This window comes from Prauserella sediminis (assembly GCF_014195435.1).
Classification (GTDB): domain Bacteria; phylum Actinomycetota; class Actinomycetes; order Mycobacteriales; family Pseudonocardiaceae; genus Prauserella; species Prauserella salsuginis.
Window position 1 is genome coordinate 1,786,255 of the sequence record NZ_JACIBS010000001.1, and the last position, 17,816, is coordinate 1,804,070.

Annotated in this window: 15 protein-coding genes; 8 read left to right on the forward strand and 7 right to left on the reverse strand. The window is 68.5% G+C overall.

The features are described 5' to 3' along the window. Positions 1-37: 37 nt before the first annotated feature. The 7 genes from gyrB to FB384_RS08135 form a co-directional block, all read right to left on the reverse strand. Positions 38-2,002, reverse strand: a complete 1,965-nt coding sequence (gyrB, locus tag FB384_RS08105; RefSeq protein WP_183780980.1) for a DNA topoisomerase (ATP-hydrolyzing) subunit B — start codon at positions 2,000-2,002, stop codon at positions 38-40. A 282-nt stretch (positions 2,003-2,284) separates the two neighbouring features. After that, the gene (locus tag FB384_RS08110; RefSeq protein WP_258936370.1) at positions 2,285-2,842 is read right to left on the reverse strand and encodes a DciA family protein; all 558 of its coding nucleotides are present in this window, start codon (positions 2,840-2,842) and stop codon (positions 2,285-2,287) included. Between the two features lie 331 nt (positions 2,843-3,173). Continuing rightward, positions 3,174-4,325 (reverse strand): DNA replication/repair protein RecF, encoded by a 1,152-nt coding sequence (gene recF / locus FB384_RS08115; protein ID WP_183780982.1) that lies wholly within the window; start codon positions 4,323-4,325, stop codon positions 3,174-3,176. Positions 4,326-4,346: 21 nt separating this feature from the next. Then, complete coding sequence (gnd, locus tag FB384_RS08120; RefSeq protein WP_228726266.1) at positions 4,347-5,297, reverse strand: phosphogluconate dehydrogenase (NAD(+)-dependent, decarboxylating); 951 nt, start codon at positions 5,295-5,297, stop codon at positions 4,347-4,349. After that, positions 5,294-6,427 (reverse strand): DNA polymerase III subunit beta, encoded by a 1,134-nt coding sequence (gene dnaN, locus FB384_RS08125; protein ID WP_183780986.1) that lies wholly within the window; start codon positions 6,425-6,427, stop codon positions 5,294-5,296. The genes gnd and dnaN overlap by 4 nt, the downstream gene beginning before the upstream one ends. Positions 6,428-8,094: 1,667 nt before the next feature. After that, positions 8,095-10,392 carry a chromosomal replication initiator protein DnaA gene (gene dnaA, locus FB384_RS26785; protein WP_323985164.1) on the reverse strand — a complete coding sequence of 766 codons (2,298 nt, stop codon included), beginning with the start codon at positions 10,390-10,392 and terminating at the stop codon, positions 8,095-8,097. Next, on the reverse strand, positions 10,385-10,558 hold the full coding sequence (locus tag FB384_RS08135; RefSeq protein ID WP_183785755.1) for a hypothetical protein: 174 nt from the start codon (positions 10,556-10,558) through the stop codon (positions 10,385-10,387). Before FB384_RS08135 ends, dnaA begins: the two co-directional genes overlap by 8 nt. A 423-nt stretch (positions 10,559-10,981) precedes the next feature. On the opposite strand from FB384_RS08135, the gene rpmH reads away from it, so the two are divergent. The 8 genes from rpmH to FB384_RS08175 all read left to right on the forward strand — a co-directional run bounded on the left by rpmH (position 10,982) and on the right by FB384_RS08175 (position 17,801). Beyond that, positions 10,982-11,119: a 50S ribosomal protein L34 gene (gene rpmH, locus FB384_RS08140; protein ID WP_183647447.1), complete on the forward strand. Its 138-nt coding sequence runs from the start codon at positions 10,982-10,984 to the stop codon at positions 11,117-11,119. A 28-nt stretch (positions 11,120-11,147) separates the two neighbouring features. Then, positions 11,148-11,537 (forward strand): ribonuclease P protein component, encoded by a 390-nt coding sequence (gene rnpA, locus FB384_RS08145; RefSeq protein ID WP_183780992.1) that lies wholly within the window; start codon positions 11,148-11,150, stop codon positions 11,535-11,537. After that, positions 11,534-11,875 carry a membrane protein insertion efficiency factor YidD gene (gene yidD, locus FB384_RS08150; protein WP_183780995.1) on the forward strand — a complete coding sequence of 114 codons (342 nt, stop codon included), beginning with the start codon at positions 11,534-11,536 and terminating at the stop codon, positions 11,873-11,875. Before rnpA ends, yidD begins: the two co-directional genes overlap by 4 nt. 4 nt (positions 11,876-11,879) lie before the next feature. Further along, positions 11,880-13,022 carry a membrane protein insertase YidC gene (gene yidC, locus FB384_RS08155; protein ID WP_183780998.1) on the forward strand — a complete coding sequence of 381 codons (1,143 nt, stop codon included), beginning with the start codon at positions 11,880-11,882 and terminating at the stop codon, positions 13,020-13,022. Between the two features lie 62 nt (positions 13,023-13,084). Then, positions 13,085-13,693, forward strand: a complete 609-nt coding sequence (locus FB384_RS08160) for a Jag family protein (protein WP_183781001.1) — start codon at positions 13,085-13,087, stop codon at positions 13,691-13,693. A 1,408-nt stretch (positions 13,694-15,101) separates the two neighbouring features. Beyond that, complete coding sequence (rsmG, locus tag FB384_RS08165; protein ID WP_183781004.1) at positions 15,102-15,809, forward strand: 16S rRNA (guanine(527)-N(7))-methyltransferase RsmG; 708 nt, start codon at positions 15,102-15,104, stop codon at positions 15,807-15,809. A 115-nt stretch (positions 15,810-15,924) separates the two neighbouring features. Continuing rightward, complete coding sequence (locus FB384_RS08170) at positions 15,925-16,791, forward strand: ParA family protein (RefSeq protein ID WP_183785158.1); 867 nt, start codon at positions 15,925-15,927, stop codon at positions 16,789-16,791. Continuing rightward, complete coding sequence (locus FB384_RS08175) at positions 16,788-17,801, forward strand: ParB/RepB/Spo0J family partition protein (RefSeq protein ID WP_183781007.1); 1,014 nt, start codon at positions 16,788-16,790, stop codon at positions 17,799-17,801. Before FB384_RS08170 ends, FB384_RS08175 begins: the two co-directional genes overlap by 4 nt. Positions 17,802-17,816 lie beyond the last annotated feature (15 nt).

Genomic DNA, 17,816 nt, shown 5'->3' on the forward strand with positions numbered 1-17,816 from the left:
TCGCAAGTGGACGGGGGTCCGCTGCGGACTCGGCGGATCAGATGTCGAGCATTCCGGCGGCCTTGGCGTTACGGGTGATGAACGAACGGCGGGCGTCGACGTCCTCGCCCATCAGGACGGAGAACAGCTCGTCGGCCGTAGCAGCGTCGTCGAGGCTGACCTGCAACAGCACCCGGTTCGTCGGGTCCATCGTGGTCTCCCACAGCTCGTCCGAGTTCATCTCGCCGAGACCCTTGTACCGCTGGATACCGTCTTCCTTCGGCAACTTCTTGCCGGCCGCGGCGCCCGCTTCGAGCAGGCCGTCCCGCTCGCGGTCGGAGTAGGCGTACTCCGCGGTGGCACGCGGCCACTTGATCTTGTAGAGCGGCGGCTGCGCCAGGTAGACGTAGCCGTGCTCGATCAGCGGGCGCATGAACCGGAACAGCAGCGTCAGCAGCAGCGTGCGGATGTGCTGGCCGTCGACGTCGGCGTCGGCCATCAGCACGATCTTGTGATACCGCAGCTTCGAGATGTCGAACTCGTCGTGGATGCCGGTGCCGAGCGCGGTGATCAGTGACTGCACCTCCGCGTTCTTCAGCACGCGGTCGATGCGGGCCTTCTCGACGTTGATGATCTTGCCTCGGATCGGCAGGATCGCCTGGAACATCGAGTCCCGGCCCTCCTTGGCCGAACCGCCGGCGGAGTCACCCTCCACGATGTAGAGCTCGCACTGCTCGGGGTCGGTCGAGCGGCAGTCCTTGAGCTTGCCCGGCAGTCCGCCGATGTCCATCGCGCCCTTGCGGCGCACCAGGTCACGGGCCTTACGCGCGGCGTCGCGGGCCTGCGCACTCGAAATGGCCTTGTTGATGATGGTCTTGGCCTCGGTCGGGTTCCGCTCGAACCAGTCCGACAGCCACTCGTTCGCGTTGGTCTGCACGAACGTCTTCGCCTCGCTGTTGCCCAGCTTGGTCTTGGTCTGGCCCTCGAACTGCGGCTCGCCCACCTTGATCGAGATGATCGCCGTCAGACCCTCGCGGACGTCGTCGCCGGTGAGGTTGGCGTCCTTCTCCTTGAGCAGCTTCTTGTCGCGCGCGTAGGCGTTCACCACGCGGGTCAGCGCCGCGCGGAAGCCCTCCTCGTGGGTACCGCCCTCGTGCGTGTTGATTGTGTTGGCGAACGTGTAGACCGAGGGCGTGAACCCGTTGTTCCACTGCATCGCGACCTCGACCTCGAGGCCGTCACCGGCGGTCTCGAAGCTGACGATCGTCGGGTGGATCGGGTCCTTCGTGTTGTTGATGTGCCTGACGAAGTCCTCGAGCCCGCCCGGGTAGTGGTAGGTGCGCTCCTTGATGCGGGCCGCTTCCCCCGCGGCGTCCTCACCGTTCTCGTCCGGCACCCGCTCGTCGCGCAGGACGATCGTCAGGCCCTTGTTGAGGAAGGCCATCTCCTGCAACCGGCGCGCGACCGTCTCGGCGTTGTAGTCGGTGGTCTCGAAGATCCCCGGGTCGGCCCAGAACGTGACGGTGGTGCCGGAGGCGTCGGACGGACCGGCGTCGACGAGCTCACCGGGCTCGGAGTACTTGTAGTGCTGCGTCCACTTGCGCCCGTTGCGGTGGATCTCGACGTCGAGCGCGGTGGACAACGCGTTGACGACGGACACGCCGACGCCGTGCAGACCACCGGATACCGCGTACGAGTCGCTGTCGAACTTGCCGCCCGCGTGCAGCACCGTCAGCACGACCTCGACGGTCGGGCGCTGCTCCTTCGGGTGCAGTTCGACCGGGATACCGCGGCCGTCGTCGACGACGCGGACGCCGCCGTCGGCCATGAGCGTGACCTCGACCTTGCTCGCGTACCCCGCCATCGCCTCGTCGACGGAGTTGTCCACGACCTCCTGGATCAGGTGGTGCAGGCCGCGCTCACCGGTGGACCCGATGTACATGCCGGGGCGTTTACGGACGGCCTCGAGACCCTCGAGGACCGTGATGGAGGACGCACCGTATTCGTTCTCGTTCTCTGCCACCGGCCTGACTTCTCCTCACCATCGCCACACGCGCACGCGCGCGGGGAATTCTGGGGCGCGGGCACCTTCTCGGCTCACCGTCTCGCACGCGCTCACACGGGGTTTCCGCGCGCCGATCCGGCCCACCGGTCCTAGTTTACTTGGCCAGTCTCGCTCACATGCATCAAGGACACGTCTGATTTCGCCAGAGAGCGACGATCTCGACCCTGATCGGGTCCCGGGGCTGACCCGATCAGCGCCGCCGCGTCTCGGAGAAATCGGGCGCCCGCTCTTCGGTGGGGGTCAGCCGTACGTGTCACGCGGCCCCCTGCCGGACACATGACGTGGCCCCTTCCGCCAGCTCGGAGCGGCAGGGCCCTGGATCTTCATGCGTTTGACGACGCCGTGTCCCACCCCGGAGGCGATCTTCGCGAGGAGCTGCCGCTGCAGCAACCGCAGCTGTGTGGCCCACGCCGTCGACGACGCCCTGACCACCAGTTCTCCGTCGGTCAGGCTCACCGGCTGGGCGTGTTCCGCCACGTCTTCACCCACGAGGGTGGCCCACCGGCCGAAGACGTGTCCCCCGGCCAGGCGGTCGCTCCAGCCGAACTGCGTCGCCATGCGCGCCGCGATCCGGCCGAGGCTCTGCGGGTCGCGCTCGTCGGCGCCCGCACCCGACCACCGGCGCCTGCGGGGGTTCTGCGCCGTCTGACCCTGCTTGCCCGGTGCGCCCGGCTTACGCCTGCCCGGTTCGTGACCCCGCGTCTTCGCGCGGTCCTGGGCGGCCTTCAGGACCGAGTGCGCCAGGTCGCGTCCACTTTCCGCGGTCTCCGGTGGTTTCGGGGCACCTGCCCGGTCCACGTCGGCGGCTGCGGAGTGTGCACGACCTGTGGACGGAGCGCCACCGCGGCCGTCGGCGTGCGGCTTGTCCCCAGATGCGGTAGGCGCCCCCGCGTCGGAGACTGCTCCGGTCGGTGCGGTACGGTCACGCTCCGTCGCTCGATCGGACCTTTCGTCCTGGTATCCCCCCTCGCGGGGAGTATTGACCTGCTGATCACGGTCTGCGGTTACCCACTGCGATAACAAATCCAGGGTGTTATCCACACTGTCCACAGACTTATCCCCAGTTTGGCGACGTTTAGCTGTGCTGTCGGTCACGCCGCGTCGCCGGTTTCCCGTATTGCGGGTGCTGTCAGTCACGTGTTACCTCACCCTCCGCGACCGCATAGCGGATGCCGGTCAGCTCGGTCGGCACGTCTTCATCCACAGCGGCCGTCACGAGCACCTGCTCGGCACTCAGCGCGACCTCCGCCAACCGCGCCCGCCGCCGCTTGTCCAACTCGGCGAACACGTCATCGAGCATCAGCACCGGCTCACCCCCTGCCTCACCGCGCAACAGCTCGTACGAACCGAGCCGCAACGCCAGCGCGAACGACCACGACTCGCCGTGGCTCGCGTACCCCTTCGCCGGAGTGTCACCGAGCACCAGGTCCAGCTCGTCGCGGTGCGGTCCGACCAGGCTTACCCCACGTTCCAGCTCCGCCGCCCGCGACTCGCCGAGCGCCACCCGCAGCACCTCGGCCAGCCGCTCCGGATCGGCCCGCTCCCCGCTCGGCTCGCCGTACCCCTCCGGCAACGCCTCGCCCAGGCTCGACCGGTAGGCGATGTGCGCGGGCCGCGAATCCGGTGCCACTCCCGCGTAGGCCTCCGCGGTGTGCGGTGCCAGATCCGCCACGAGATTCAGCCTCGCCGCCAGCAGTTGCGCCCCGGCCTTCGACAGGTGGTCGTCCCACACGTCCAGCGTCGACGCCGCGTACGGATCGTCACCGCGCTTCTTTCCCGCCGACTTCAACAGGGCGTTGCGCTGCTTGAGCACCTTGTCGTAGTCGGATCGCACCCCCGCGTAGCGCGGCGCGCGCTGCACCAGCAGCTCGTCGAGGAACTTGCGGCGCTCACCCGGGTCCCCCCGCACCAGCGCGAGGTCCTCGGGTGAGAACAGCACCGTGCGCAGGATCCCCAGCACATCCCGCGGTCTGCCGACCGCACCCCGGTTCACGCGCGCCCGATTGGCACGGCCCGCCGCGATCTCCAGCTCGACCGTCAGCTCCCGGTCCTCGTTCACGACCGCGGTCCGCACCAGTGCGCGTTCACATCCCTGCCGCACCAGGGGCGCGTCGGTCGCGACCCGGTGCGAGGAGAGCGTGGCGACGTAACCGATCGCCTCGAGGAGATTCGTCTTCCCTCGTCCGTTCTGCCCGACCAGCACGGACGGGCCCGGCTCGAGCGGCACATCGACGTGATCCCACGAGCGGAAATCGGTCACCTGCAGGTGACGGATGTACACGTCGTTATCCGGCTGCCTTCGTCACTCGCCGGCCTTTTTGACACTGTGCCCGCCGAACTGATTTCGCAGCGCGGCCACGGCACGCATCGCCGACGAGTCCTCCTGGCGTGAGGCGAACCGCGCGAACAGCGCCGCCGAGATGACCGGCGCGGGCACCGAGTTGTTGATCGCCTCCTCGAGCGTCCACCGGCCCTCGCCCGAGTCCTCGACGTAGCCTTCGAGCTCGCCCAGGTCCGGATCCTCCTCGAGCGCACGGATCAGCAGGTCCAGCAGCCACGACCGGACGACCGTGCCGCGCTGCCACGCCTTGATCACACCGGGCACGTTGTCGACGACGTCGGAGGCTTCGAGCAGCTCGAAGCCCTCGGCGTAGGCCTGCATCAGGCCGTACTCGATGCCGTTGTGCACCATCTTCGCGTAGTGACCGGCACCGACACCGCCCGCGTGGGCGAAGCCCTCCTCCCGCGGCCCCTCCGGGCGCAACGCATCGAAGATCGGCATCGCACGCTCGATGTCCTCGGCGTCACCGCCCGCCATGAGGCCGTAGCCGTTGTCCTTGCCCCACACGCCGCCGGACACCCCGACGTCGACGTACTTCACACCCTGCTCGGCGAGCACCGCAGCGTTGTGACTGTCGTCGGTGAACCGCGAGTTGCCGCCGTCGATGATGAGGTCGCCACTCGAGAGCAGACCGGCGAGCTCCGCGACCGTCGCCCTGGTCGGCTCGCCCGCGGGCACCATCACCCACACGATGCGCGGCGCGTCGAGCGTCTTGGCCAGGTCCGCGAGCGACGAGACGTCGCTGACGTCCGGGTTCTGGTCGAATCCGACCACCTCGTGCCCGGCGGCGCGCAGCCGCTCGCGCATGTTGAAACCCATCTTTCCGAGGCCGACCAGTCCGAGCTGCACCATCGAAATGCTTTCCCTTGGTAGTTGCGTGTGCTTGCTGCTGCGTCTGCTGGGCGGGTTCAGCCGGGCAGGCGCACAGGCATGAGCAAGTACAGATAGCCGGGTACCACGTCGCCGTTCTCGTCAGCCGGCTTGATCAGCGCGGGCCGGTTCGGCGTGGTGAACGTCAGCTCAGCACGGTCGGCGTGCAACGCGGCGAGACCGTCGGCGAGATAGCCCGGGTTGAACGCGATAGCCACCGGCTCGCCCTCGAAGTCGACGGGCAGCTCCTCCTCGGCGCTCCCCTCGTCGTCGCCACCCGCCGACAGCCGCAGCGAGCCGTCACCGAACTCGAGCCGTACCTGCGTCCCTCGCTCGGCCACCAGCGACACCCGCTTGATCGCCTCGGTGAGCGTCGACACGTCGATGACGGCGCGGCAGCTGTGCTCGCTCGGCAGCAGCTGGCGGTACGGCGGGAACTCGGCGTCGAGCAACCGCGTCGTCGTGTACTTGCCGGAACCGGTCAGGCCGAGCAGGCCGTCGCCGCTGGCGAGCCCGACCTGAACCGTCGACCCGCTCGTACCCAGCGACTTCGCCGCGTCGGCAAGCGTGCGGGCCGGCACGAGCACGGAGGCGTCACTCAGTTCCTGGGCGGGCGACCAGTTGAACTCCTTCATCGCCAGCCGGAACCGGTCCGTGGCGACGAGGGTGAGGTTCTCGCCGGAGATCTCGACGCGCATGCCGGTGAGCATCGGCAGCGTGTCGTCCTTCCCGGCAGCGACGGCGACCTGGGCCACCGCCTGCGCGAACGCCTCACCCGCGACCTCGCCGGCCAGATCCGGCTGGGCGGGCAGCTGGGGATAGTCCTCGACCGGCATCGTCGGCAGGGAGAACCGCGCGCTACCGCAGGTGATCGAGGCACGTGCCCCGTCGACGGCGATCTCCACCGGCTGAGCGGGCAGCGCCTTGGTGATGTCGGCGAGCAATCGACCGGACACCAGCGTGCGCCCGCCGTCGGCGATCGTCGCGGGGACCCCGACCGTCGCCGACACCTCGTAGTCGAAACCGGACACCGTCAGCGCATCGGAACCGCCGTCACCACCGGCGTCCAGCAGCACTCCGCCCAGCACCGGAACCGGCGGCCGGGACGGGAGGCTGCGTGCCACCCAGGCAACGGCGTCAGCGAGGCCATCACGCTCGACGCGGATCTTCATGGCGCCCATCCTTTCGACGGCCCGAGCCGCCGTAGCTCGAAAGACGACAAACGACCACCTGCCGACTCCTCTCGTGGTTCGAGACGAGCCCGGACCGTGGCTGTAGCGGGTCCGCCAACCTACAGCTTGTCGACATGTCGATGCATCTGCGCCGTCGGACCGGATGCGGACCGGACCCGACCGACATGGAGACAGCCGCTGCTCGAGCGGACCGGATGTGTGGGTCTCCACGGTAGAGCCTGGGACCGCCGCGGGTCATATCGGGCCAGGGGCTTCCGAGCGGGTTCGTCCCCATCTTCAGGCGCCCTTCTCTTTTTCTTTTGTTCTTCTAAGAGAGATCTTTTGTCCAGCCGCAGTAGTAAGCGTTGTGAGTTGTGTGGACGCGGCTCGTTCGCCCTGGTCGGCAGGCGTGGCGGCGTGTGGAGGACAGGGTGCGGCAACCGGTGGACCAATCAGGGGTCGATGTGGGTGGTTTGAACCGTCCTCAGGTGGCCCACAGTTGTCCCCATGGTTATCCCCAGTTGTGGGGACGGTTGTGCCCAAGACCTGTGCGCGGCCGACGTGAGACAGATCGCCCGTCGGGGTGACGGATTTCTTGGCACACAAGGATTTCCACACAGTGGGGATGTTTTCCCTGCTCGTTCGTGCACAAGTACGGCGAGACGGAGCCGGTTGTACTGCGGCGTTGCGGTCAGCGCGTCGGTGGACATCCTGCGAACAGGATGCGGACAACCCTGTGGATGCTGTGGACGTCCGGTGGATAACCCGGCCGGAGATCGGGAGCGAACGGTTTTCGCGTTATGAAGCGGAAACCGACGAAGGTCGCCTGTGCACAGTGGACGGATCGGCCGAACGGGCCTCGAGACGGCCTCCCGGCGGCCTCCCGGCGGGTTCGCGGCCGGTTCGAGGGCCGGTTCGCGGTCGGTTCCGGAGGGTTCCGGGCGTTGGTTCGAGGTCTGTCGGGAGCGGTTCCGGTCGGCCGAGCCGGCCTCGCACCCTGCCTCGGAGCCGGATCAGACCACCGGCCCGACTCGGAACGGCGCCGTGAACGGCGCCGCATCCCCATCCGGGCCCCTCCGGACGAACGCCGCACACAGCCGGTCGGGCACCTGGATCGTGCGGCGACCGCAGCCCGACCGGCCCTCACCGGACGGCGATCCAACGCGTCGGCCCGCCTCCCGCCCGCTGCCTCTCGACCGCCTCTCGACCGCCTCTCGACCGCCGGCTCCGAGGCAGGGTGCGAGGCGGGGCCCGGGGTGCGGACGTGGTCGGCATTCGGATCCGGTGACGCGGGCGACGTGTCCGGCGGCCGTGCAGGTGGGTGCTCCGTCTGCCGGGTGCCGGGTGTAGCGCACACGGCAGGCGCACGTCAGCTCGTCGAGTGCCGGTCAGCGGGTAGGCGGATGGCCGATGCCGCCGTGCCGGATGCAGAACACGCGGTGCTGGGCGCAGAACACGCGGTGCTGGGCGCAGAACACGCGGTGACTGCACAGGCCGAGCGCGTCGGTGGAGGTGTCGGTCGATCCGGAACCCGCAACACCGCCATTGGTAACCCGCAACACGGTCCCCGGGAAACGCAACACGGTCCCCGGAGGGCGCAACACGAGCCCTGGAATCCGCAACACGACAGGGCGGGGCCTACGTCGGCGGGCGGGGCCGGCGCGTGGTTACTGGCGCGCGCGCTGCTTGATGCGGGAGGTGAGTTCCTGCACCTGGTCGTAGATGCGGCGCCGTTCGGCCATCTCCTTGCGGATCTTCTTGTCGGCGTGCATGACCGTCGTGTGGTCGCGGCCGCCGAAGGTCTGCCCGATGCGAGGCAGGGACATGTCCGTCAGCTCGCGGCACAGATACATGGCGATCTGCCGCGCCGTGGCGAGCGCCTTCGTCTTGCCGGGCCCGCACAGGTCGTCGACCGTCACGTCGAAGAACTCGGCCGTGACACCCATGATCGTGGAGGCGCTGATCTCCGGCGCCTGCGAGTCCGGGATGAGATCGCGCAGCACGATCTCGGCCAGGCCGACATCCACCGGTTGCTGGTTCAACGAGGCGAACGCAGTGACACGAATGAGCGCACCTTCGAGTTCGCGGATGTTCGCCTCGATGCGCGCGGCGATGAACTCGAGCACATCACCGGGCACGTCGAGCCGGTCCTGGGCCGCCTTCTTCCGGAGGATCGCGATCCGCGTCTCCAGCTCGGGCGGCTGAATGTCGGTGATCAGGCCCCACTCGAACCGCGTCCGCAACCGGTCCTCCAGCGTTTCGAGGCGCTTGGGAGGGCGGTCGGACGAGACGACGATCTGCTTGTTCGCGTTGTGGAGCGTGTTGAAGGTGTGGAAGAACTCCTCCTGAGTACCTTCCTTGCCTTCGAGGAACTGGATGTCGTCGACGAGCAGGATGTCGATGTCGCGGTAGCGCCGCTGGAACGCGACCTTGCGGTCGTCCCGCAGCGAGTTGATGAAGTCGTTGGTGAATTCCTCGGTCGACACGTACCGCACGCGCATACCGGGGAACAGCCGCTGGGCGTAGTGCCCGACGGCGTGGAGCAGGTGCGTCTTGCCGAGGCCGGACTCACCCCAGATGAACAGCGGGTTGTAGGCGCGGGACGGCGCTTCGGCGACGGCGACCGCGGCCGCGTGCGCGAACCGGTTGGACGCACCGATGACGAACGTGTCGAACGTGTACTTCTCGTTCAGCTTCGTCTTCGACGTCTGCGGCTGCGCAGGCGCGGTGTACGGCTGGCCCGCGGTCGGCTGCCCGGTGAACGACGGCCATATCTCGTTGGCGGCCGCCAACGCCTCGCCTTCCTCGTCGACCTCTTCGTCGGAATCGGCCAGCGCCTCGAGCCGCGACTGACCGGCCGACTGCGCCGAGGCCGATCCGCTCCCGGAGTGCTGCGTGCCGCTGGATGGCGAACGCCTTCCCGAGTGCTGCGAAGTCTCGGCGGAGCCGCCGGTCGCCTGCGAGCCCGGCCCGGCCGGGGTCTCGCCCGTGGACCGGGTCTGTCCGGCGTGGCCGCGCGGGTTCGACTGGGCGGACTGCCCCGCGGGATTGTTTCCGTCCGAGGACTGCCGCCCGGACGCGTGCTGTTGCTGTCCCGGCGGGTGCGCCGGGCCGCCGTTCTGCCCGCCGGCCCGGGGAGCGGGTTGCTGCGACCCTGGTTGTTGCGGCCCGGCCTGCGATCCCGGCTGCTGTGACCCCGGCTGCTGAGGTGCGGAATGCCGGGGGGTGCCGGGCTGCTGTGGGTAGGGCGTCGGCCGCCTGCCCTGTGACGCAGCCGACTGCCCCGGTTGGTGCCGGTGCGGCGACTGCTCGGCCGACCCCGATCCGGTTGCGCCCGAACCCGACTGGGAGGCGTTCCCCGCGGCAGCGGAGCCGCTCGACGGGACTCCGGGCGGTGGCGGGGTGTCGTCGCGGATCGGCGGGATGGTCGGCATGACCATCGTCTCCTCGGCGGCCGACGTCGGCGGGACGCGAGGTGCCCCGGACGGGCCGTTGGCGCCGGAACCCTGCGGGGACGCCGGGGATGTGGCAGACGTCGCCGCGTCCGTACCGGCCGCGTGCTGGGGCACATCGGGGGTGTCGCCACTCCCCGGGGTGAGCGTGCCCTCCATCCGGCCCGCCGGTGAGTGCGGCGCCGGGGAATGCTGACCCGGCGAGGAGTACTGAGGTGGGGAGGTGGGCCCGTTCGGTGCGGGCGCGCTCTCGGCGGAGTCGACCTTGACGGCGAGTGAGACTTCGCGGCCGAGCCTGCGCGAGAGCGCGGCGGTGATCGGCTCGCGCAGCGCGCGCTCGATCGCTTCCTTGGCGAAGTCGCTCGGTGCGGCGAGCAGGGCGGTGCCGTCGAGCAGGCCGATGGGGCGGGTCACACGCATCCAGGCGCGCTGCTGGGGCGAGAGCGTGCCGTCGGACAGCTCTTTGACGACCTGTTCCCACACGGAACCCAGGTTCAGCTGTTGCTCAGACACCCTGCTCTGCTCCCCTCCCCTCGACCTCATCCACGTGGCCTGCGCATTTCACCCTGTCGACGTTCGTGAGCACGTGCTCGCCGATCGCCGGTCCGAGACGGCAGCGGTGCAGGTCGAACGGGGCTTCCGGCGGCATGAGCGCAGGAAGCATCCACAAGTTGTCCACAGGTTGTGCATTAATGTACGGCTGCCCCACGAGCCCTCCTACTCGCGGGTCCGTGTGTCGCTCGCCCAGTCTCCCACTTATCGGCGACGCCGCGCCTGCCCCTCATCTTCGTGGGTTGAGAAGAGGCACGCTAACAAGCGCTGGTCCATGCCACAAGCGGTTCATTCGAGCAAGGATTCCATGGTCGACGGCGTGTCGCCATTCGAACCGGATCCGTGAGCAGCAGGCCTGCCGCAGGGGGCGGTGTCAGGGGTGGGCGGCCGGGTGCGTACCCTTGAAAGGTCTGCCGCCGACACCGCGGCGTCACGGCCACCCGGCCGACGAGGTCATCCGTTCGGAGACTATCGCGCCGGCGCCCGTGGTGCACACGAGGTCCGGGGGCGACCACAGACCTGTACGTCGCCAGACCAGGAGAATGACGCCGTGAGCAAGCGCACCTTCCAGCCGAACAACCGTCGACGCGCGCGGACCCACGGATTCCGGCTGCGGATGCGTACGCGGGCCGGCCGCGCGATCGTGGCCGCCCGTCGTCGCAAGGGCCGTCAGAAGCTGTCCGCCTGACCTCGCCTGCGGCCGGGTCCGAGCGCGCGTGCTTCCCGCCGACGCTCGCCTGCGGCGCAGTGAGGAATTCCGTGCCGTCATGCGCGGCGGCGTCCGAGCCGGGCGCCGCCGCCTTGTGCTGCACGCGCTCGCCGAGTCCGGCGAGCGGAAGAAGGCAGGGTTCGTCGTGAGTAAGGCCGTGGGCAATTCCGTGGTGCGGCACCGGGTCAGCCGGCGTCTGCGTCACCTCGTCGCGGACCGACTCGGAACCCTGCCGGACGGTTGCGCGTTGGTCGTACGAGCGCTTCCGCCGGCTGCGAAGGCGAGCAGTGCGGAGTTGGGCTCGGACCTCGACGCGGCCTTGCGGCGGTTGAAGCTTGCCGGTGCGACGAGCGCCGCACCGGAGGCCTCCCGCGACAGCAATGGACGAACGGTGTGAATGAGCAGCAGCCGGTCGCCGAGCACTCGGACCGTGCAGGCGACCACGAGACGACACATGCGGCTCCGCGACCTACCCCGGTTGCGTGGATCCTGCTGCTCCCGATCCGCTTCTATCGCAAGGCGATCTCACCCTTCCTGCCCCCGATGTGCCGGTTCTATCCGAGCTGTAGTGCGTACGCCGCCGAATCGCTGACGAAGCACGGCGCGGCGCGGGGCAGTTATCTCGCCGTTCGCAGACTGCTGCGTTGCGGTCCGTGGACCGAACCGGGACGGGACCCCGTGCCCGAGACGTTCAGCCTCCGGCGTCAACCCCCTGGTATATCTACCGAGGAGTAGCTCAGTGCTCGACTTTATCTACTACCCCGTGTCGTTCATCTTGTGGTGCTGGCACAAGGTGTTCGGCTTCGTCTTCGGGCCGGACAACGCCATCTCCTGGATTCTCGGCATTGTCTTCCTGACCTTCACGGTGCGCGGCATCCTCTTCAAGCCGTTCGTCAAGCAGGTCCGGTCGATGAAGAAGATGCAGGACTTCGCCCCCGAGGTGAAGAAGCTGCAGAAGAAGTACGCCAACGACCGGCAGAAGCAAGCGACGGAGATGCGCAAGCTGCAGCAGGAGCACGGGGTCAACCCGCTCGGCAGCTGCCTGCCGATGCTGCTGCAGATTCCCGTGTTCATCGGTCTGAACTGGGTGCTCCGCAACTTCCAGGAGGGAAGGCAGAACAACTACTTCTTCGACGCCGCGGAAGTCGACTCGTACGTCAACGCCAAGCTGTTCGGCATCAACATCGGTGATGCCATCAACCACTTCGGCTTCGCCGGCCAGTCGAGCGAGTGGCACTGGGAGGTCGCGCCGCTGGCGATCCCGCTGATGATCGTCGCCGCGATCGCCACGCACCTGACCGCCCGTCACTCGGTGGCCCGTCAGAACCCGGCGTCGGCCACGCAGCAGACGGCCATGATGAACAAGCTGACGCTGTACATCTTCCCGTTCGGTGTCCTCATCTTCGGTGCGTTCTTCCCGATCGGCCTGCTCATCTACTGGCTCGCGAACAACGGCTGGACGCTCGGCCAGCAGCGCTTCGTCTACGGCCGCATCGACCGCGAAGAAGAGCAGAAGAAGGTCGAGGAGAAGGAGAAGCGCGACAACCTCGCGCCGAAGCCGGGCCAGAAGCCGAAGAAGCCGCAGCCGGGTCAGAAGCCGGCCACGCAGAACAAGCAGACAGCGAACGAGGCGTCCGACTCGACCGAAGCCGGTTCCGAGTCCGAGTCCGAAGCAGGTTCCGAATCCGGGTCCGGTTCGGGCTCCGGCAAGGTCTCGGCGAAGTCGTCGAGCAACGCGAACGGCAGCGGTTCCGCCCAGAAGGGCGGCACCGGCGCCAAGGGCGGCAACAGCGCCAAGGGCGGTGCGTGGGCCAAGAACGGTGGCAACAAGCAGCGGCCTTCCGGTCAGGGCAAGAAGTCCAAGGGCGGAAAGCGCCGCTGACGCGCGTGGCGCCCGCCTTCCGCAATCAGACCTCGCCTGAGGGGCTCGAGAGGAGAAGCGACATGTCCGAGACCGCAGAGGTGATCGGCACGGAAGAAGAGAAGGCCACGGCTGTAGCGGCCGGGGCCGACGAGGACACGACTGCGCCCGACGACACGGGCGCGGCGGATTCGCCCGGCGACGCGGAGTCCGGTGACGCGGAGTCCGGTGACGACCTGCTCGTCCGGGAGGGCGACATCGCAGGCGATTACCTGGAGCGGCTGCTGGACCTGCTCGACTACGACGGTGACATCGACCTGGACGTCGAAGCGGGCCGCGCGATCGTGAGTATCGACGGTGGCGACGACCTGGAGAAGCTCGTCGGACCGCGCGGGACCGTCCTCGAGGCGCTGCAGGAGCTGACTCGCCTCGCCGTTCAGCAGGAAACCGGCTCGCGTAGCCGACTGATGCTGGACGTCGCGGGTTGGCGCGCGGGCCGCCGTGAGGAGCTCCGCCGAATCGGCCGCACCGCCGCCGAGAACGTGGCGAAGACCGGCGAGAAGGAGAAGCTCCAGCCGATGAGCCCGTTCGAGCGCAAGGTCGTTCACGACGCCGTCGCCGAGGTCGAGGGCGTCACGAGCGAGAGCGAGGGCGAGGAGCCCAAGCGGCGCGTGGTGGTCGTCCCCGAGTAATAGCGACGCTCCCAACTGAAGCGGCCCGCCGATTTCCGGCGGGCCGCTTTTGTGTGTGTGACAGCCCGCGGTGTCGGTCGGCCACTCCCCTGTGTCCGACTGCGGGGGGTCCCGGTTTCACGTGAAACCGGGACGGCTGGAGTCGGAGCGTGGGACCCGGGAACCGGCGCGGTCACACGCGACTGGCCGCCCCTCGGAATGGAGGTCGACGAGTGCGGTCCTGTTGGCCGGGATGTGGCGGGCGAAGGTGATGACGGGCGGTGCGCCGGGTGTGGGTGTCGGTCGTGTCGGACAGCGCCTCGCGGGAGGGGCATGTCGATCGGTCGGTGTCGCGCCGTGCGGGCCGCCGCATAGCGGTCTCGGCATCGGCAGGTCGGGCGATGCCGTCGCCCGGGGACTCGCGGGCTCGGCCCGTCAGCCCCGATCCCCGCACCGATCCCGGCACCGAGAGACCCGCACCGAGAGACCCACACAGGAGACCCACACAGGAGACCGCGATCGACAGACGTGCACGCACCGACACCGACACCGGATGAGCTGAGAGCGCGGCAGGCGGAGTTCGCGGGCAGTCGCGCCGCGTCGAGGTGAGTTGCGGGGTGCCGGCCAGGCGCGCCCCGAACATCCTTCGGAGAGAACTGCCCGTCCACGTGAACCGAAGTGGGTGGGGCCCATGGAGCGGGTGCCGGCGTGTCCGGTGCCGCGCGGCGGCACGTGGCCACAATGCGGCAGACGATGGTGTCTCGGAAGACGGCGCAACTGACACGGCACACGGCGGCGAGGCACCTTCGAGCCTTGGGCGCGGTGTACCGACAGCGGCGGGCCGGAGAGTGGACCGGCCTTGCGCCGGGTGGCGGGTTGGTGAGTGGGTGGACGGTGTTCGGATGGGGGTAGTGGGTCTCGACCCCCGCGGGCCCCGCAGCGGTGCAGCTCGGCCCGACCGCGGAGCGGCCACTCCCCGAACGGCCACTCCCCGATCGGCCGGGACGAGGAGCAGGCGGATCCGAGGGGGTAATGAGTTGGCCGCAAGCCCCGGCGCGCGGAGATCGATGGTCGGCGCTACACCGAGGTTCCGGTTCCGATGAGTCGTCGGCGGGCGTGGTTGACCGTGCCGCGCACTGTGGGCCGCCGAGTAACCCATCACTTCTATGATCGGTCGAGGCAACCGCGCTGGCTGTGCGGTCGGTCGGCAGCGGTCGCGCGACGGGAGACTGCGCGACGGGAGACTGCGCGACAGGGGCGACAGAGACGTCGGAGCTCGGCCACGTGTCGATGTTCCACGTGAAACGGCGCGTGGAGTTCTCCACATACTCGGACTGTCGGCTCTGATCGCGCGCGAGTTCATGGACAATCAAACGCGGGCCGTTTCACGTGAAACGCGACGCCCGCGAATCCAGTGAGGAGTTGAGTAGTGGGCCGGGACGGACTGGAGTCCACCACCCCGACAGCGGCGATCGCGGTGTTCGGTGAACACGTCGATCGGGCGGAGCGGTTCGTGGCGATGTTGCGCGAGGACGGGGTCAGGCGTGGACTCATCGGGCCCCGGGAACTCGACCGCCTCTGGGAGCGACACGTACTCAACTCAGCCGTGTTGGGCGATGAGGTTCCACGTGAAACGAGTGTCGTCGATGTGGGGTCCGGAGCCGGTCTTCCCGGAGTACCGTTGGCGATCGCGCGCCCCGATCTCGATATCGTTCTCCTGGAGCCGATGGCGCGTCGTGTCGAATGGCTCGAGGAGGTCGTGGACGAGCTCGACCTCGACGGCGTCACCGTGGTTCGAGGCCGCGCGGAAGAGAAGGCAGTTCGCGCGCAGCTCGATCCCGCCGACGTCGTGACGGCGCGCGCGGTCGCTCCCCTCGCCCGCCTCGCCGGCTGGTGTCTCCCGTTGGTGCGCGAGTCCGGAACTCTGGTTGCCCTCAAGGGCGCCAGTGCCGCCGAGGAGATCGAGCGGGACCGGACCGACGTCGCCAAGGCGGGTGGCGGTGAGCCTCGAATCGTCGAGTGTGGTGGCGACATTCTCGATACGCCGACAACGGTCGTGGTGATCGAGCGGGTGAAGGGGCAGCGCCCGGGATCGCAGCGGAAGCGGTCGAAGAAGAAGGGACAGCGGAGCGCATGACGAGCAGTTCCGAGCAAGGCATGTTCCACGTGAAACACGGCGGCGTTGGGTACGCGCCGATGAAGGGAGAGACTCGGTGACCACGCCAGCTGGACAGTCGAAGACCGGCGGATCGATGCCCATCGCCGAGGAGGCGCTCCGTGCGGCGAAGGTGCTCCACCCCGACGAGGGCTTCATGCCGCGTCCCTCGAAGCGACGTGTCATCACTGTGGCGAATCAGAAGGGCGGCGTCGGCAAGACGACGAGCACGGTGAACCTGGCGGCGGCGCTCGCGCTGCACGGCGTGAAGACACTCGTCATCGACCTCGACCCGCAGGGGAACGCCAGCACCGCGGTCGACGTGGACCACCGTTCCGGGACCCCTTCGGTGTATGAGCTCCTCATCGGTGAGGTGACGCTCGTCGAGGCGGCGCAGGCGAGCTCGCAGAGCGACAACCTGCTGTGCGTGCCGGCGACGATCGACCTCGCCGGTGCGGAGATCGAGCTGGTGTCGATGCAGTCCCGCGAGTCGCGCCTGAAGGAGGCGCTGACGGATGAGGCGCTCGCCCAGCTCGACGTCGACTACGTCTTCATCGACTGCCCGCCCTCGCTCGGCCTGCTCACGGTGAACGCGCTGGTCGCCGCCCACGAGGTGCTGATCCCGATCCAGTGCGAGTACTACGCCCTCGAGGGACTGGGCCAGCTGCTGAGCAACATCGAACTGGTGCAGAAGCACCTGAACCGCACACTGTCGGTCTCGACGATCCTGCTGACCATGTACGACGGCCGCACGAAGCTGGCCGATCAGGTGACGCAGGAGGTCAAGAACCACTTCGGTGAGGTCGTGCTCAAGACGATCATCCCGCGCAGTGTGAAGGTCTCGGAGGCTCCCGGGTACGGCCAGACGGTGCTGGCCTTCGATCCCGGTTCACGTGGCGCCATGAGTTATCTGGACGCCGCACGCGAAGTCGCCGAACGCGGTGTGGAGGGGAAGCAGGAATGACCGAACGCAGAGGCGGCCTCGGCCGCGGACTGGCAGCACTGATCCCGACGGGACCGGTCGAGGACGATCCCGAGGCCGAATCCCATGTGCCGGTCCCTGACATGGCCGACGTCAAACCGCCTGCGGGTGACGACAGCGGATGGTTCGCCGCCAACGGCGCCATCGACGAGGCACCCGCGGTCGGAGGCGAGGTCGCCGGCGCGGTCTATCGCGAAGTGCCGCTCGACTCCATCGAGCGGAACCCGAAGCAGCCCCGGCAGGTCTTCGATGAGGAGGCGCTTGCCGAGCTGGAGCACTCGATCCGCGAGTTCGGCCTCATGCAGCCGATCGTGGTGCGCACCCTCGAGGGCGACAAGTTCGAGCTCGTCATGGGCGAGCGCCGGCTGCGCGCCTCGCAGCGGGCCGGTCTGGAGCACATCCCCGCGATCGTGCGGCAGACGACCGACGACGCGATGCTGCGGGACGCCCTCCTCGAGAACATCCACCGGGTGCAGCTGAACCCTCTGGAGGAGGCGGCCGCGTACCAACAGCTGCTCGACGAGTTCGACGTGACGCACGATGAACTCGCGTCGCGGATCGGCCGCAGCAGGCCGGTCATCACCAACACGATCCGCCTGCTGCGACTCCCCCTCCCCGTGCAGCGCCGGGTGGCGGCGGGCGTTCTGTCTGCGGGGCACGCGCGGGCACTCCTCTCCCTCGAGGATCCGGACGCGCAGGAGGAGCTCGCGGGACGCATCGTGTCGGAGGGCCTGTCGGTGCGCGCGACCGAAGAGGCGGTGACCCTCTACAAGAACGGTCCGCAGAAGAAGGAGAAGAAGCAGCCGCGCAAGCAGATGGAGGCGCCCGGTCTCCAGGAGCTCGCGACCAGGCTGTCGGACAGCTTCGACACGAAGGTGAAGGTCGACCTCGGCCGCCGGAAGGGTCGCATCGTCGTCGAGTTCGGGTCGAAGGACGACCTCGAGCGCATCGTTCGCCTGATGGACCCGAATAACGGCAAATCGGACACGTGATCCAAGGTCCCATCA

Bases quoted from the DNA above. Each gene is read 5' to 3' on its own strand.
- dnaN (WP_183780986.1), bottom strand. From the start codon at position 6,427: ATGAAGATCCGCGTCGAGCGTGATGGCCTCGCTGACGCCGTTGCCTGG.
- FB384_RS08160 (WP_183781001.1), top strand. From the start codon at position 13,085: ATGTCCGAGACCGCAGAGGTGATCGGCACGGAAGAAGAGAAGGCCACG.
- FB384_RS08170 (WP_183785158.1), top strand. From the start codon at position 15,925: ATGCCCATCGCCGAGGAGGCGCTCCGTGCGGCGAAGGTGCTCCACCCC.
- FB384_RS08175 (WP_183781007.1), top strand. From the start codon at position 16,788: ATGACCGAACGCAGAGGCGGCCTCGGCCGCGGACTGGCAGCACTGATC.